Source organism: Brevundimonas staleyi (assembly GCF_041893865.1).
Classification (GTDB): Bacteria; Pseudomonadota; Alphaproteobacteria; order Caulobacterales; family Caulobacteraceae; genus Brevundimonas; species Brevundimonas staleyi.
Map to the genome: position 1 here is coordinate 1061123 of NZ_CP169082.1, position 14534 is coordinate 1075656.

The following is a 14534-nucleotide window of genomic DNA, read 5'->3' on the forward strand; positions in this document are numbered from 1 at the left end:
GCTCTCCCTCCCCTCGGGGGAGGGGCGTCGCGCAGCGACGGGGTGGGGAGGGCCAGGCAAGGCCCCACAGACATCGTGGCTTGGTCGCCTTGCCGCCCCCACCCGGTCTCCGCTTCGCTCCGACCACCCTCCCCTGAGGGGGAGGGAGAGCCTCGTGTGCTTACGGCCTCAGCGTCAGGCCGCTGGGGCGAGCTTCGAAGGCGGAGAGGCGGCCGAGGTAGCTCATGCCGAGGAGCGAGTGGGGCAGGCCTTCTTCCACCACCAGGGCGCGAACCTTGTTCACGCGGGCGCCGGAGACGGCGACGTGGTCCAGTTCGACCGGGGCGGCCTTGACGGGGCCGGAGGCGGTCTGGACCGTCTGGGTGAAGTCGGACGGGGTGATGCGGAGGCCCAGACGCAGGGCGTCCTGGCGGGTCAGGGCGACGACGGAGGCGCCGGTGTCGACCAGGACGCGGACGGCGCGGCCGTCGATGTCGGCCTCTGCCCAGTAGTGGCCGTCGGCGGAGCGGGCGATCTGGGCGGGCTGGCCGGGGACGGCGTCATGCACGGGCGTCGCATAGGCAGGGGCGATCGCCACCGCGGCCTCGGCCGTGCGGGGTTCCTGATGCGTCAGCCACCAGGCGACGCTGAGAGAGGACAGGGTCGCGATGCCCATGACGATCGCGGACTGAATATCGAGACGCAACGCGGACACCTTCGCGGACGACCGCTTCTGCGGCTGTCGTCACAGTGCACGACCGGTGTTGGGATGCGGTGAAGCGACGTGGCTGACGAAGGGTTAAGGCCTAACGGCCGAGTTTGGCGGGGTCGATCTTGCCTTCGCGGGCGGGAAGTTGGGCCATGATTTCAGCGCGTTGTTCGTCGGTCAGGCGGGACCAGCCGCCGATCTCCTGAAGCGTTCGATAGCAGCCCAGACACAGGCCGGAGGGGCCGTCGACGATGCAGACCTGCACGCACGGGGTGGCGATGGAGCGTGGCGGTGGCGCTACAAAGGACGACATGTTTACGAAAAATACTCCGAACCCCGACTAAAAAACTTGCAATCGGGCGCGAGCTGGGCGATATAGATTGCGACGCGAAACGACTGAGAGGGTGAAAACCCCTGGGAGTACGACGCGTCTCTTTTCATCGTTCAGCGAAAGGAGACGCCAGGATGAACGACAAGGAGAAGAACCTCCAGCACGCCATGATGTCATTCGCCATCTGGGGCGGGATGCTGGTGGGCCAGCGACCGCATCGCCAAGGCGAGCGAGTGGTGAGCCATCCGTCGAACTTCGTACCGTTCCGGTACGAGAAGAAGGACTAAAAGCAGAAAGCCCCGGTCGAAGGACCGGGGCTTTTGTTTTGGGGATCGGTCTCCTCCCCGTTCGCCGCTTGGCGAATGGGGAGGTGGCGCGGCGCTCCTTCAGCGTCGTGACGGAGGGGGCGAGGCGATGCTGAAGTGAGGGCTGGCAGTGCTCGCTCGTCGAAACCGAGTCGCCCCCTCCGTCAGCTCGCAAGAGCTCGCTGCCACCTCCCCATGCTGCGCACGGGGAGGAGACTGTTGGGCCTTACCCCGCCGCCCTGGCTTGCGGGGTCTGCATCGACCGCGTGGCGGGGACGCCGACCGAGGGGGTGCGGGGGGCGCCGGCGGTCTGGCCGGGCTTCATGAACTTCACCAGGACGCGCTGGCCGATCAGGAGCGGCGCGTCGCCGGCGGTGACCACGACCTCGACCACGCGCTCGTCGGAGCGTTGCGAGGGGTCGTCCGAGGCCAGTTTGCGGGCGCCGAAGACGGCGGCGCGGCGCAGGACCGTACCGACATAGACCTTGGATGGGTCGCCCTCGGGGGTGATCTCGACGGCCTGGCCGGTCGCGACGTTGGGGATGTCGGATTCGACGATCTCGGCGCGGGCGATGCGGGGGGCCTGCGGCTCCAGGTCGAACATGTTGGACACGTTCAGGGTCGAGGCGCCGGCGCCGGGGTTGGCGTAGCGGCGCACGATGCGGCCGTTGGCGGGCGAGCGGATGACGGTCAGTTCGACATTGTAGGCGGCCTGGTCGCGGCGGGCGCGGGCGGTCTGGACGGCGGCCTGTTGCGAGCCGAGGCGGGCCTGGGCCTGGGCGACGGCGTCGCGGGCCTGATCGACACGCTGGGCGGCGACGAAGTTGGTGGAGACCAGGCCTTGCAGGCGCTCCAGCTCGCGCTGGGCGGTGCGGATCTCGACCTGGATCAGGTTGAGCTGGCTCTGGGCCGAGGCGAGGTCGGCGGTGGCGGTCTGGAGCGCCAGACGCGGTTCGTCGTCTTCCTGACGGGCCAGGATCTGGCCGGCGACGACGGCGTCGCCTTCCTGGACCAGGACTTCACGGACGACGCCGCCGCGACGGGCCGCGATCTGGATGATGCCGCCCTCGATATCGACCTTGCCGTTGGCGATGGCGGCGTAGGGGCTTTCCTGACGGTTGGCCTCGGCCTTCTCGGCCTCCGCCTTCTTGGCCGCATTGGCGCTCTGCATCATGGTGAAGCCCACCCCGATCACGACGATCAGGATGAGGCCGATCCAGAGCCATTTGTTCTTCAGGAAGGCGGGCATGACAGGGGTCCTCGGGACGAAGTCTTAGTGGTGGGACGCGAGGGTCGCGTCGGGATTGGGCGTGTGGCGCTCGTCGGAGACGATGACGCCGTCCTCGATCTTGATGACCCGGTCGGCCCAGGCCTCAAGGCGCGGGTCGTGGGTGACGCAGATGACGGCGGCGCCGTGTTCGGTGGCGGCGCGGCGCAGAAGGCGGATGACGACCTGGCCGTTCTCGCCGTCCAGGGCCGAGGTCGGTTCGTCGGCGAACAGGATCTTGGGATCCTTGGCCAGGGCGCGGGCGATGGCGACGCGCTGCTTCTCGCCGCCCGACAGGATGGCCGGGCGCTGATGCAGGCGGTGGGCGAGGCCCACCTCGGTCAGGGCCTCGGTGGCGCGTTTCTTGGCCCGCTCAGGCGACAGGCCCTGGAACTTCAGCACGATCTCGACCTGTTGCAGGGCGGTCAGTGCGGGGAAGAGGTTGAAGCCCTGGAAGATGAAGCCGCAGTGGTCGAGGCGGAACTTGTCGATCTTGCCCAGCGACAGCTTCCACAGGTCGTCGACGTCCAGCGCGTCGACGCGGCCTTCCTCGGGGCGCAGCAGGCCCGAGAGGGCGGCGATCAGGGTGGACTTTCCGGACCCGGACGGTCCCATGACCATGGTCAGGTCGCCGTGACGAGCGTCGAAGTCCACGCCCTTCAAGACCTCGACGAAGGACTTGCCGGACTTGAAGCGTTTGATCAGCCCCTTGGCCTCGATGGCGTAGTCGCCGTGGCGGCCGTGGACCTTGGTGTGGGACGGGGTCTGCGAGGTGAAGTCGATCATCGCAGGAGGTCCGCAGGTTGGCTGTTCTTGAGGATGCCCAGCGACAGGGCGCCCGACACCATGGCGATGACGATCAGGCCGCCGCCGACGATGAGCAGGAGAATGGGCGGCAGGGCGATGATGACCGCCCCCATCATGGCCAGGGCCTGAAGCGCCATGGTCAACAGGATGGCCGCGACCACGCCGACGCAGCCCACCCAGAAGCTGAGCTCCATGACGATGCGGTTAAGCGACCCCATGCCGACGCCGAGGGCTCGCAGGGAGGCGAACTCCTTGATGTTGGCCATGATGGCGCCGCGCAGGGTCTGCCAGGTGATGGCGATGCCGATGATGGTGCCCAGCACCACGCAACCGCCGATGATGATGACCAGGATGCCTTCCTCGAACATGGCGCCGGCGTTGGCGTCGGCCAGTTCCTGACGCGTCCAGGCCTTCCACTGGCCGTTGCCCTGGGCGTTCAGCTCGGCGGCGACGCGCTGGGCCTGGGTCGGGTCGCGCAGCTTGACCATCAGGGGGCCGACGCGCTGGCCGGTATCGGCCTGACCCAGCATCCGCAGGGTGTCGCGCGACATGATGACGGTGGCCTGCATCATGTTGGGATAGCCGCGGGTGATGCCGACGACGGTCACGGTCTGGCCGTTGTAGAGGGCGCGGTCGCCCAGTTTGACGCCCAGTTTGGAGACGGCCGTCTCGTCGATGGCGACGGTGTAGGGCTGGCGAAGCGCATCGACCAGTTCCGGGGAATAGTCGGTCGGGATGGTGACCGAGCCCGGCGTGGTGTCGATGACCATGGACTGGACGTACTGCTGACGCGGGGCGCCCATCTTGGCGCGCTCGGCCTGGGACATTGTCGGGTCGACGTTGCGGACCGACTGGAAGGAGCCGCCGGCGCCGTCCAGAGGCTGGACCTCGACCACGGCGGGGTTGTTGTAGACCTGGGGGATGAAGCGGCGCGGCACGCCCGACGGCCCGCCCATCAGCGACTTGGCGCCCGGCTGCATGACGATGACGTCGGCGCTCGACCGCTCGATGGTCGCGGTGAAGCCCTTGCCGATGCCGATGAAGACGCCGGTCATGGACAGGACCAAGAGACCCGAGAGGGCCAGCGCCATGACGGCGGCCATATACCGGCGCCACTCGAAGAGCAGCGTTGAAAGCGCGAGCGACATCGTCTGAAAAACACCCCTGACTTGCACCGTTATGTGGCGCGCGACCGGGTTCCGGCCAAGTTAAATCGGGGTAAGGGGAGACGCCTTCTTATGGCCACGCTTGACGCGGTCGGCGGCAGGGCGTGGAGATGCCGCGCTTGCACGGGCCGTCACGCTCAAGCTAGTTACAAAGTAACACCGGCGGATGGCCGGGTTCAGGAGAGAATTCCAATGTCGTCACGGTTCCTCGTCGCCGCCGCCTCCGTGCTGGGGCTCAGCCTGGCGGCCATGCCCGCCGCTCCGGCCAAGGCGGAGGAGGGGATGTGGACCTTCGACAACTTCCCGATCCAGACCGTCAATGATCTGTACGGGACGCGGATCGACCAGGCGTGGCTGGACAAGGTGCGCGGCGCGGCGGTGCGGATCAACGGCTGTTCGGCGTCCCTGGTGTCGGGCCAGGGTCTGGTCCTGACCAACCACCACTGCGTCATCTCCTGCGTCAACGACCTGTCGGACGCCCAGAACGACTATGTGAAGAACGGCTGGATGCCGGCGACCCGCGAGGAAGAGCGCCAGTGCCCCGGCCAGACCGCCGAAATCCTGACCGACATCGTCGATGTGACCGACCGGGTTCTGGCCGCCGGCGAAGGGCTGGAAGGCGCGGCCTTCGTCCAGGCGCGCGGCGCGGTGCAGCAGGCGATCCAGACCGAGAACTGCAACAACGATCCCAAGCTGACGTGTCAGGTCATCAGCTTCTACCGCGGCGGTCGCTACGCCCTCTACAAGTTCCGCAAATACGATGACGTGCGGCTGGCCTTCGCGCCGGAGTTCCAGGCGGCCTTCTTCGGCGGCGACCCGGACAACTTCAACTTCCCCCGCTATGCGCTGGATGCCGGGTTCCTGCGTCTGTACGAAAACGGCAGGCCGGTCTCGACGCCGAACCACCTGACCTGGAACGCCAACGCCCCGACCGAGGGCGAGCCGGTGTTCGTGGCGGGCAATCCGGGCTCGACCTCGCGCCTGCTGACCGTGTCGCAGCTGGAGCGGCTGCGTGACCAGACCATGCCGATCAACCTGATCCAGTCGTCGGAATTGCGCGGGCGTCTGCAGCAGTATTCCTTCACGAGCGAGGAGGCCGGGCGGATCTCGGTCGACCCGATCTTCGGCCTGGAGAACAGCTTCAAGGTCTTCTACGGCCAGGAACAGACCCTGACCGACGCCGCCTTCATGGCGACGAAGCGCGAGCAGGAGGCCGAGCTGCGCGCCCGCGTCGCCGCCGACCCGGCCCTGGCCCAGCGCATCGGCGATCCGTGGGGCGACCTGACCCGGATCGAGGCCCAGGCCGCCGATCTGTTCCTGCCCTACCGTCAGCTGGAGGCCAGCGCCGGCCAGCGTTCGGCGCTGTACGGCTTCGCTCGGACCATCGTGCGGGCGTCCAAGGAGCGGGCCAAGCCGGTCGCAGAACGTCGCGCCGGATATTCGGACGCCGACCTGGCGACCCTTGGCCGTCGTCTGGCGACCGTGGCGCCGATCGAGACCGATCTGGAACAGATCTATCTGACCTTCTGGCTGTCCAAGACGCGCGAGTATCTGACGGTCGACAACGCCGACGTTCAGCGTCTGCTGGGCCGCGAGAGCCCGGAGGCCCTGGCCTCGCGTCTGGTCGAGGGTACGCGTCTGGCCGATCCGGCCCGTCGTGCGGAACTCCTGGCCATGACGCCGGAACAACTGGCCGCCTCGGGCGATCCGTTGATCGAGTTCGTGCTGCGGAACGACGACGTGGCCCAGGCCGTGCGCGCCAGCTGGGAAGCGACCGTCTCGGGCCCGACCGCTCGCGCGGCCGAAAAGGTGGCCCAGGCCCGGTTCGCGGCCTTCGGCGACAACCAGTATCCGGACGCGACCTTCAGCCTGCGCCTGTCCTACGGCCAGGTGAAGGGCTGGACCTATCGCGGGACCGAGGTTCCGGCCTTCACCTATATGGGCGGCCTCTATGAGCGGGCGACGGGCTCGCAGCCCTTCCTGCTGGCCGAACAGTTCGCCGCGCGCGAAGCCGATGTGAACAAGCAGACGGTCTATGACTTCGTCTCGACCAACGACATCATCGGCGGCAACTCGGGCTCGCCCGTGATCAACGCCCGTGGCGAGGTGATCGGCGCGGCCTTCGACGGCAACATCCATTCCCTGGGCGGCGCCTTCGGTTACGACGGCGAGCTGAACCGCACGGTGACGGTGTCCACGGCGGCGATCACCGAGGCGCTGAGGAACGTGTACCGCCAGCCGCGCCTGCTGGAAGAACTGGGCGTGGAGTAAGACACACCTCTCCCTCCCCCTCGGGGGAGGGTCGTCGCGCAGCGACGGGGTGGGGAGGGCCACGCGACGTGGCGACGAGCGGTGGGGCCTTGCCTTGCCGCCCCCACCCGGCTTCGCTGCGCTCAGCCACCCTCCCCCGAGTGGGAGGGAGAATCTTTTGGAGCCTCTCCATGCGCCTGCTTCTCACCGCCTCCGTCGTCGCCCTGTCCTTCGCCGCCACGGCGCATGCCGAGGAAGGGATGTGGACCTATGACAACTTCCCGATCGCGCGGGCGAACCAGACGCTGGGGACCCACATCGATCAAGCCTGGCTGGATCGAGTGCGACTGTCGTCGGTCAAGTTCGGCGGGTGTTCGGCCGGGCTGGTGTCGGACGCCGGGCTGGTGATGACCAACAACCACTGCGTCGCGACCTGCGTGGCCAATCTGTCGACCCAGGCGGTCAACTACGCCGAGACCGGCTTCACGCCGCGCACGCGGGAAGAAGAGCTGAAATGCCCGGGCGGCACGGCCGAGATCCTGACCGACATTTCCGACGTCACCGAGCGGGTGCGAGCGGCGGGCGAAGGCCTGACGGGGCAGGCCTTCAACCGGGCGCGTGACGCCGAGATCGGGCGGATCGAGCAGGAGGCCTGTGGCGACGCGACCGACAAGCGGTGCCAGGTGGTGACGCTTTATCGCGGCGGTCAGTTCAAGCTCTACACCTACAAGAAATACAGCGACGTGCGTCTGGCCTTCGCGCCGGAGGACCGGGCGGCGACCTTCGGCGGGGATCTGGACAACTTCTCCTTCCCGCGCTTCGCCATCGATGCGGCCTTCATCCGGCTGTACGAGAACGGTGCGCCGGCCGAGACCCCGACCCACTTCACCTGGAACGCCTCGCGGCCGGTGGAAAACACCCCCGTCTTCGTGACCGGCAGCCCCGGCGCGACCCAGCGCCTGTTGACCCAGGACCAGCTGTTCACGGTGCGGGACGTGGTCCTGCCGATGGATCAGCTGATCGCCTCGGAACTGCGCGGGCGGCTGATCCGGTTCTCGGAAGAGAGCGAGGAGAACGCCTTCATCGCCATGGATCCGATCGTGGGTCTGGAGAACACCTACAAGCGCGGCCTGGGCCGGATGCGGGCGCTGACCGATCCGGGCTTCATGCGGATGAAGGCCGAGCAGGAGGCGGACTTCCGCGCCCGGGCCGAGGCGGGCGTCGGCGCTGAAAACCCCTGGACGGCCCTGACCGCCATCCAGCCGATCGCGCGCGAGCTGTATCCTGCCTATGCCCTGCTGGAAGGACGGACGGGCATCGGCACGACGCCCGTGGCGGGCGGATCCCAGCTGTTCCTTTGGGCGCGGACCCTGGTGCGCGGCGCGCAGGAGCGGGCCAAGCCCTCGGCCGAACGTCTGCCGGAGTTCGGCGATGCGCGACTGTCGGGCGTGCAGTCCGGCCTGTTCGCCGAGGAACCGACCTATCCGGAGCTGGAGCAGCTGGAGCTGGAATGGTGGCTGTCCAAGACGCGCGAGTGGCTGACGGCTGACGACGCGCGCGTGCGAACCCTGTTGGGTCGCGAGAGCCCGGAGCAGTTGTCGGCGCGTTTGGTCGAGGGCACGAAACTGGCCGATCCGGCCGTGCGTCGCGCCCTGTGGGAAGGCGGTCTGGCGGCCATCGAGGCGTCGGACGATCCGATGATCCAGTACCTGCTGTCGATCCAGGAACCGACCCGCGCCATCCGTGCGGACTGGGAGACGCGGGTTCAGGCCCCGACCGATCAGGCGGCCGAACGCCTGGCCGCCGCGCGGTTCGCGGCTTACGGCGACACCGTCTATCCGGATGCGACGGGCACTCTGCGCCTGACCTACGGCCTGATCGAGGGATCGGACGTGCCGGGCCAGCGTTGGGGCGCGTTCACGACCTTCGGCGGCCTGTGGGACCGTGCGACGGGAGCGGCGCCGTTCGACGTGGCGCCCAAGCTTCTGGCCGCGCGCGACCGGATCGACGCGGACACGGTGCTGAACATGGCGGTGTCGTCCGACACGATCGGCGGCTCGTCGGGTTCGCCCGTGGTCAATGAAGCGGGCGAGATCCTGGGGGCGAACTTCGACTCCACCGTCCTGACGCAGCGCAACGCCTATGGCTACGACCGCAACACCAACCGCAGCGTGATCGTGACCACGGGCGCGGTGACCGTGGCCCTGCGCGACGTCTACGGCATGGACGGGCTGGTGCGGGAGCTGGGGGTCCGCTGACCCCCGGCCTTCGGGCTATTCGACCGAGAAGACGACGGTCAGGGTCGCCTGAGCCTGAACCGGGGGCTGGGCCAGCGGGATGGCGACCGTCGGCCGGATGCGAGAGCCGGTGACGACGACGTCGTCGACGGCGCCGGAGTCGTTGTCGCCCAGGCGCGCGTTGCGGTCCTGAACCCGGACGATGCCGGTGATCCTCTGGCCGCTGGCCTCGGCCAAGGTTTCCGCCTGACGGCGGGCGTCGGCGAAAGCCAGACGATTGGCCTCAGCGCGCAGGGCGGCCCGGTCCTCGACCTCGACCCCCGAGACGCCGACAGCGGTGGCGCCGAGCTCGGCGGCCAGTGAGGCGGCGTTGCCCGCCTGATCGACCGGACGTCCCTTGAAGGTGAAGGCCATGCGGGCGGAGTAGGCGCCGATGGCGCAGGCGTCCTCGTCGCGACGGGTTTCGGAACAGTTGTCGCGGCTGACGGGGTTCACGGCGAAGCTCTGGTTACGAAGGCGGCCGGCGGTCAGCCCGTCCATGTCCGCCAGCCCCTCGGTCAGGCGGGTCTGGGCGGCGGCGATGGCTTGAAGGGCGGCGACCTGATTGGGGCCGTGGGCCCGCAGTTCGCCCGAGATGAAGAAATCGTCGGGGTTGCGCTCCGCCGTGCCGCGCCCCTCCACCACGATGACCGGCCCGTCGAACCGGGCCTCCTGAGCGACGGCCGGAGAGGCCAGGGCGAGGGCGAGAACGGTCAGGCGGAGGAACGGCATCACGAAACTCCTTTGAGGGGCGGTCAGCTCCGCTGGTCGTCGGGGGAGGGCAGGTCCAGCGAGTGGTCCTCGCCTTCCGGCGGCGGGCCGGCGTGGATGGTGCGCGGCTCGCGCGGGGCGCGCTTGACCGGGGCCGGGGTGGGCTCCGGGTCCGGCTCGGCCAGCGACTTCCGGGCCGTGTCGAAATACTGCCAGCCGGTCCAGACGGTGGCGATGGCGGCGAACCAGATCAGGCTGTCGGCGAAGAGCTGGAACCAGGGCAGATAGTCGAAGTCCAGGCCGAAGCCGTCCCAGTTGCGGGCGAACAGCTGGCAGCCGAGGGCGACCAGCTGGAGCATGGTCTTCCACTTGGCAAGGAGGGTGACTTCCAGCGTCACGCGACCGGCGATGGTTTCGCGCAGGGCCGAGACAGCGAACTCGCGGAACAGGATGAGGCCGCAGGGGATGGCGATCTGGGGCACGGAGCCGGAGGTCAGAACGCCCAGGATCGCGCCGGTGACCAGGACCTTGTCGGCGATGGGATCGAGGATGGCGCCCCAGCGCGTCTCGGCCTTCCACCGCCTGGCCAGATAGCCGTCGACCCAGTCGGTCGAGGCGGCGACGACGAAGATGTAGAAGGCCGCGCGATAGAGGCCGAACTGATCCTCCGGGCTCAGATAGGCCGAAAGGATCGGCACCCCGCCGGTCGCCCCCGCCAGGATCAGGAACATCACCACCCCGGCGATCAGGCGCAGGCCCGTCAGGATGTTGGGGATGGGGTTGTGGTGATGGGTGGGGGACATGTCGTTTCCGGTATCGCGCTGCGGGGGCAGCATAGGCGGTCTTGAGCGAACGCGCGCCTAGCTTAGCGGTTCAAAGCGGGAGGCTGCGGTGAGTTTGCGCAGGATGCCTTCGGCGATGCCGAAATGCAGGCCGATCAGCTCGAGGGCGCCGGCCGTCTCGCGCTCGGCGATCCAGGGGAAGGTGCGCAGGTTGCGGATGGAGAGGCGGACGACGGCTTCTTCCGACGCCTGTTCGACTTCGGCCGGATCGACGGTCTCGGCGACGTGGCGGACGACGGGGGTTCCTTGCGCGATCCAGGGGGCGACGAAGTCCTGGACGCTGTCGGGGGCGCCGTTCCGCATGGCCGCGACGCCGCCGCAGTGGGCGTGGCCCATGACGACGATGCGGCGGACGTTCAGCGCCTTGACCCCGAACTCCAGCGCCGCCGAGACGCCGTGCAGCAGGCCGTCCGGCTCATAGGGCGGAACGATGTTGGCGACATTGCGGACCACGAACAGCTGGCCGGGCGCGGCGTCGAAGATCAGGGCCGGGTCGGCGCGGCTGTCGGAACAGGCGACGATCAGGGTGTGGGGCGTCTGGCCGGCGGCCAGGGCCTCGTACTCCGCCTTGGCGGCCGGCCAGTGGTCGGCGCGAAAGCGGTGGTAGCCGGAGATCAGGGGGTCGTTCGCATCGTCGGTCATGGGCGCTGAATGCCCCAACCAAGCCGTCCCGCCAAGTCGATCAGGGCGCGAGCTCCGGATGGCGGGCCAGGAAGACCTCGAAATTCTCCGGTGCGTCGGCGCCGATGGCGACGGCCCGGTCGATATCCGCGCGACCGGCCGTTTCCCCGAGCGCGAGGCGGGCGAGGCCGCGTCCATAGAGGGACGAGGGCTGGTTCGGCCGGTCCACCAGGGCCTGGTCGTAGGCCGTCTTCGCCTCGGCGTAGCGATCCATCTGCAAGAGGACCATGCCGCGGCTGTCGATGAAGCCGGCCTCTTCGGCGCCCGCGATGGCCGCGTCGCAGTCGATCAGGGCCAGGTCGAGGTCGAAGCCGGCCAGGGCCTGGGCCCAGCAGACGTTGTTGAGAAGGACCGGATCCTCTCGCGTCAGGGCGCGCATGGCGGCGAAGTCGGCGCGGGCGCCGTTCGCATCGCCGGCCGCCGCGCGTGCGCGACCGCGCAGGGCCAGGATGTCGACATTGTCCGGAGCGACGACCAGGGCGGCGTCCAGGGCGGGCAGGGCGCGGGACGGCGCGCCTTCCCGTTTGGCCAGACGCAGACCGGCGTCCAGAGCCAGATAGTCGGTCGGCGTTTCCGCCAGCCGTTCGGCGATCAGGCCCCGCACCTCGTCGCGGCGATCCAGCCGGGTGAGGATGCGCAGTTCGCGGCTGGGGCCCGCGATCAGATGGGGGGCGGCGGTCTTCAGCGCCCGGAAGTCGTCGAGCGCGCGGTCCAGCCGGCCGATCTGGTAGTAGGCCGTGCCGCGACCCCACAGGCCCACCACATTGCCGGGGTCGAGGCGCAGGGCGACGGCGAAGCTGACCACCGCCTCGCGCGGACGACCATCGGCGAGCTGGACGCGGCCCTGGCCGAGGACGGCGTCGACATCGGCCGGATCGTAGTCTGCGGCGTGGTCGTAATCCTCTTGCGCGCCCGCATAGTCGTCGTTGTTCAGCCGGGCCTCGCCGCGCGCCATGCGCGCCTTGGAGTTGTCGGGCTCCAGAGCGACCGCGGCGTCCAGAAGGGCCAGGCCGCCCGCGAAATCCTCGGCCTCCGTCAACCGTTCGGCCCGTTCGATCAGGTCGTCGACGTCGCTGTCGGCGGCCTCGAGCCGCGCACGGTCGGCGGCGGTGGCGGCATAGCCGGCCGGGGCGCGGATGCGGACCACCGTGCCGCTGAGGTTCTCGTTGCGGGTCCGGGCGGCGGCCATGTCGGCGGCCGAGACCTCGTCGGTCAGGCTGGTGGTGGTCATGGTGATGTCGGCCACGCCGTCGACGATCCGGGCCGTGCGCTCCAGGCGGTAGCCGCCGGACTCGATCGTCTGTTCGGACCCCTCGATCCGGAAGCCCTCGCCGCCGTTCGGCAGGATGATGCGCGTGCGGCCCTGAGAGCGGATCGGATGGGCGTTGGAATAGGGCGCGTCCTTCCAGGCGGCGTAGAGGTCGGCGCGCGCCGGCTGGGTCGGGGTGGCCAGGATGGTGTCGTTGAGCGTCAGAACCCGGCCGCCGGACCCGGCGATCCAGGCCATCCGGCTGGTTCCGGTCATCAGCAGGTGGAAGGTGTTGTCGTGCTCGTCGTAGCGGGTATCGACCGAGCCGACCTTGATCTGGTCGCCCTTGTCGAAGGCGGACATCAGAAGGGTCTGCATCTGGGCGGCCGGAATGGTCGCCACCTGACGGCGGAAGGCGGTCGCGGCGTCGCCCGTATAGGCGATGTCCATGTGCAGGGCGCCCTCGGCGTCCAGGCCCGTGGAGGCGTCGAAGGTCACGGTGATGGTGTTCAGCGGGATCTCGACCGGGGGCACGACGATCTCTTCCAGATCGGCGCCCGCACGGACGGGCAGGGCCCAGTGGAAGGACGGCGGGTGGATCGCGGCCAGATCGCGATCGTCGGGCCGGGTGCCGTCGAGCCAGTAGGTCCGGCCGTCGATCTCGACCCGGACGATGATGTGGTCGAACCAGGCGATCAGCGGCAGCCGCTCGTTCAGGCCGTCGCCGAGGCGGGTGCTGACCAGGGCGGGAACCGCCTCGACCCCGAGGCCGTGAAGCAGGGCGAGAAGCAGCGCCGTCTTGCCCTTGCAGTCGCCGTAGCGGGCGCGCCAGACGTCGTCGGCGGAGGCGGGGACGTAGCCGCCCTCGCCCATCGACAGGGCGACGTAGCGGACCTGTTGCTGAACCAGTCGAAGGGCGGCGGCGGTCTGGGCCTCCGGGGTCGCGTTCTCGGCGCGGATGCGCTCGATCTCCGCGGTCAGGGGCGAGCCGCTCTCCAGCGTCTCGGCGCGCGCATAGAGCGGAACCATGGTCTCGGCGGCCTCGGCCCAGCTGCGGAAGTCGGTGAACTGGGCGGTGCGGTTGAGATAGAACCGGGGCGGCAGGTTCTCGGGAAGGCGCGCGGGCTGGAGGTCGCGCTCCTCGATCTCCAGGGCCCACTGGTTGCCCGCCTGACGCGGCCGGACCTCGGCCCAGTCGCCGATCCCCCGGAAGCGCATCGCCATGTCGGACGGCCAGGTCGCCCGGGCCCGGTAGTGGTCCATGACGGTCCCCACGTTCAGCCCGTCCAGAAGCTCGCGATGCGGGGCCAGGACGCCGCCGGTGTCATGGATGGTGAAGGCGGTTTCCAGAATGTCGCCGACGCGCAGATCGCGCGGCTGAAGCGTCGCGGTCAGGACGCCGTCCAGCATGGAGGATTCCAGATTGTTCTCCCGCCGCAGCAGCTGGAACTCCTGGCCGTCCAGAGCGTCGATGACCTGATCGCCGCGAAAGATACGGACCGAGTGGACCTGAATGGTCTGGCTGGGCGGGGACCAGGAGGCGGTGATGGTGCTGAGCGATCCCAGGCCCTGGGCCGTCTGGATGCGGCTGCGGCGCAGGGTGTAGGTGTCGACGCCGTGGGCGGTGAACCGGGTCTGCTCGTCCTGGTTCAGGATCCGGATCGGGGCGCCGTCCGGCGCGGAGACGGCGACGTCGACGATCGGCGGCTGGACCCACTCCGGCGTCCGGGCGCGCTCCACCTCCTGGGCGAAAGCCGGCGCACCGATCAGCAGCATCAGAGCCGCCAAGGCCCAGACCCATACGCGCACTTCAGTGATCCCCCTCGTTCGCGCAGAGGTTAGCACGGAACGTGGAGCGGGCCAGCGGAGCGGGCGATCCAGCGACAATCTGCACTGTTTCCGGAATTCCGAGTGCAGGACAGTGCAAGCTCCGGTTGGCACTGTTTTGGAATTTGGAGTGC

General features: G+C 68.9%; 11 protein-coding genes and 1 pseudogene. 3 read left to right on the plus strand and 9 right to left on the minus strand.

Going from position 1 to position 14534, the window contains the following annotated elements; genetic code table 11:
* Positions 1 to 160 precede the first annotated feature (160 nt).
* Both ACETK8_RS05380 and ACETK8_RS05385 read right to left on the minus strand, forming a co-directional pair.
* On the minus strand, positions 161 to 694 hold the full coding sequence (locus ACETK8_RS05380) for a TIGR02281 family clan AA aspartic protease (RefSeq protein ID WP_374038489.1): 534 nt from the start codon (positions 692 to 694) through the stop codon (positions 161 to 163).
* Positions 695 to 785: 91 nt separating this feature from the next.
* Positions 786 to 1001 carry a DUF1289 domain-containing protein gene (locus ACETK8_RS05385; protein WP_374038490.1) on the minus strand — a complete coding sequence of 72 codons (216 nt, stop codon included), beginning with the start codon at positions 999 to 1001 and terminating at the stop codon, positions 786 to 788.
* A gap of 152 nt (positions 1002 to 1153) precedes the next feature.
* On the opposite strand from ACETK8_RS05385, the gene ACETK8_RS05390 reads away from it, so the two are divergent.
* The gene (locus tag ACETK8_RS05390) at positions 1154 to 1306 is read left to right on the plus strand and encodes a hypothetical protein (protein ID WP_374038491.1); all 153 of its coding nucleotides are present in this window, start codon (positions 1154 to 1156) and stop codon (positions 1304 to 1306) included.
* Between the two features lie 244 nt (positions 1307 to 1550).
* Here ACETK8_RS05390 and ACETK8_RS05395 read toward each other — a convergent pair whose 3' ends face one another.
* Genes ACETK8_RS05395 through ACETK8_RS05405 form a run of 3 tightly spaced genes read right to left on the minus strand, consistent with a single transcriptional unit; the run spans position 1551 to position 4546 of the window.
* Positions 1551 to 2573, minus strand: coding sequence for an HlyD family secretion protein (locus tag ACETK8_RS05395; protein WP_374038492.1), 1023 nt, complete (start codon positions 2571 to 2573; stop codon positions 1551 to 1553).
* A 24-nt stretch (positions 2574 to 2597) separates the two neighbouring features.
* On the minus strand, positions 2598 to 3377 hold the full coding sequence (locus ACETK8_RS05400) for an ABC transporter ATP-binding protein (protein ID WP_374038493.1): 780 nt from the start codon (positions 3375 to 3377) through the stop codon (positions 2598 to 2600).
* Complete coding sequence (locus ACETK8_RS05405; RefSeq protein ID WP_374038494.1) at positions 3374 to 4546, minus strand: ABC transporter permease; 1173 nt, start codon at positions 4544 to 4546, stop codon at positions 3374 to 3376. The genes ACETK8_RS05400 and ACETK8_RS05405 overlap by 4 nt, the downstream gene beginning before the upstream one ends.
* Positions 4547 to 4756: 210 nt before the next feature.
* Here ACETK8_RS05405 and ACETK8_RS05410 point away from each other — a divergent pair, with 210 nt between their 5' ends.
* Positions 4757 to 6835 (plus strand): S46 family peptidase, encoded by a 2079-nt coding sequence (locus ACETK8_RS05410; protein ID WP_374038495.1) that lies wholly within the window; start codon positions 4757 to 4759, stop codon positions 6833 to 6835.
* Between the two features lie 170 nt (positions 6836 to 7005).
* Entirely contained in the window at positions 7006 to 9072 is a 2067-nt protein-coding gene (locus ACETK8_RS05415) for a S46 family peptidase (protein ID WP_374038496.1), read from the plus strand.
* A gap of 15 nt (positions 9073 to 9087) precedes the next feature.
* Here the strand turns inward: ACETK8_RS05415 and ACETK8_RS05420 are convergent, their stop codons facing one another.
* The 4 genes and pseudogenes from ACETK8_RS05420 to ACETK8_RS05435 form a co-directional block, all read right to left on the minus strand.
* Positions 9088 to 9822 carry an SIMPL domain-containing protein gene (locus ACETK8_RS05420; RefSeq protein WP_374038497.1) on the minus strand — a complete coding sequence of 245 codons (735 nt, stop codon included), beginning with the start codon at positions 9820 to 9822 and terminating at the stop codon, positions 9088 to 9090.
* A 155-nt stretch (positions 9823 to 9977) separates the two neighbouring features.
* A pseudogene (pgsA, locus tag ACETK8_RS05425) lies at positions 9978 to 10604 on the minus strand (CDP-diacylglycerol--glycerol-3-phosphate 3-phosphatidyltransferase); the annotation flags it as partial.
* 57 nt (positions 10605 to 10661) lie between these two features.
* Entirely contained in the window at positions 10662 to 11285 is a 624-nt protein-coding gene (locus ACETK8_RS05430; protein ID WP_374038498.1) for a carbonic anhydrase, read from the minus strand.
* 40 nt (positions 11286 to 11325) lie between these two features.
* The gene (locus ACETK8_RS05435) at positions 11326 to 14382 is read right to left on the minus strand and encodes a DUF3857 domain-containing protein (RefSeq protein ID WP_374038499.1); all 3057 of its coding nucleotides are present in this window, start codon (positions 14380 to 14382) and stop codon (positions 11326 to 11328) included.
* Positions 14383 to 14534: the final 152 nt, after the last annotated feature.

Bases quoted from the DNA above. Each gene is read 5' to 3' on its own strand.
- ACETK8_RS05385 (WP_374038490.1), bottom strand. From the start codon at position 1,001: ATGTCGTCCTTTGTAGCGCCACCGCCACGCTCCATCGCCACCCCGTGC.
- ACETK8_RS05390 (WP_374038491.1), top strand. From the start codon at position 1,154: ATGAACGACAAGGAGAAGAACCTCCAGCACGCCATGATGTCATTCGCC.
- ACETK8_RS05395 (WP_374038492.1), bottom strand. From the start codon at position 2,573: ATGCCCGCCTTCCTGAAGAACAAATGGCTCTGGATCGGCCTCATCCTG.
- ACETK8_RS05400 (WP_374038493.1), bottom strand. From the start codon at position 3,377: ATGATCGACTTCACCTCGCAGACCCCGTCCCACACCAAGGTCCACGGC.
- ACETK8_RS05405 (WP_374038494.1), bottom strand. From the start codon at position 4,546: ATGTCGCTCGCGCTTTCAACGCTGCTCTTCGAGTGGCGCCGGTATATG.
- ACETK8_RS05410 (WP_374038495.1), top strand. From the start codon at position 4,757: ATGTCGTCACGGTTCCTCGTCGCCGCCGCCTCCGTGCTGGGGCTCAGC.
- ACETK8_RS05415 (WP_374038496.1), top strand. From the start codon at position 7,006: ATGCGCCTGCTTCTCACCGCCTCCGTCGTCGCCCTGTCCTTCGCCGCC.
- ACETK8_RS05420 (WP_374038497.1), bottom strand. From the start codon at position 9,822: ATGCCGTTCCTCCGCCTGACCGTTCTCGCCCTCGCCCTGGCCTCTCCG.
- ACETK8_RS05430 (WP_374038498.1), bottom strand. From the start codon at position 11,285: ATGACCGACGATGCGAACGACCCCCTGATCTCCGGCTACCACCGCTTT.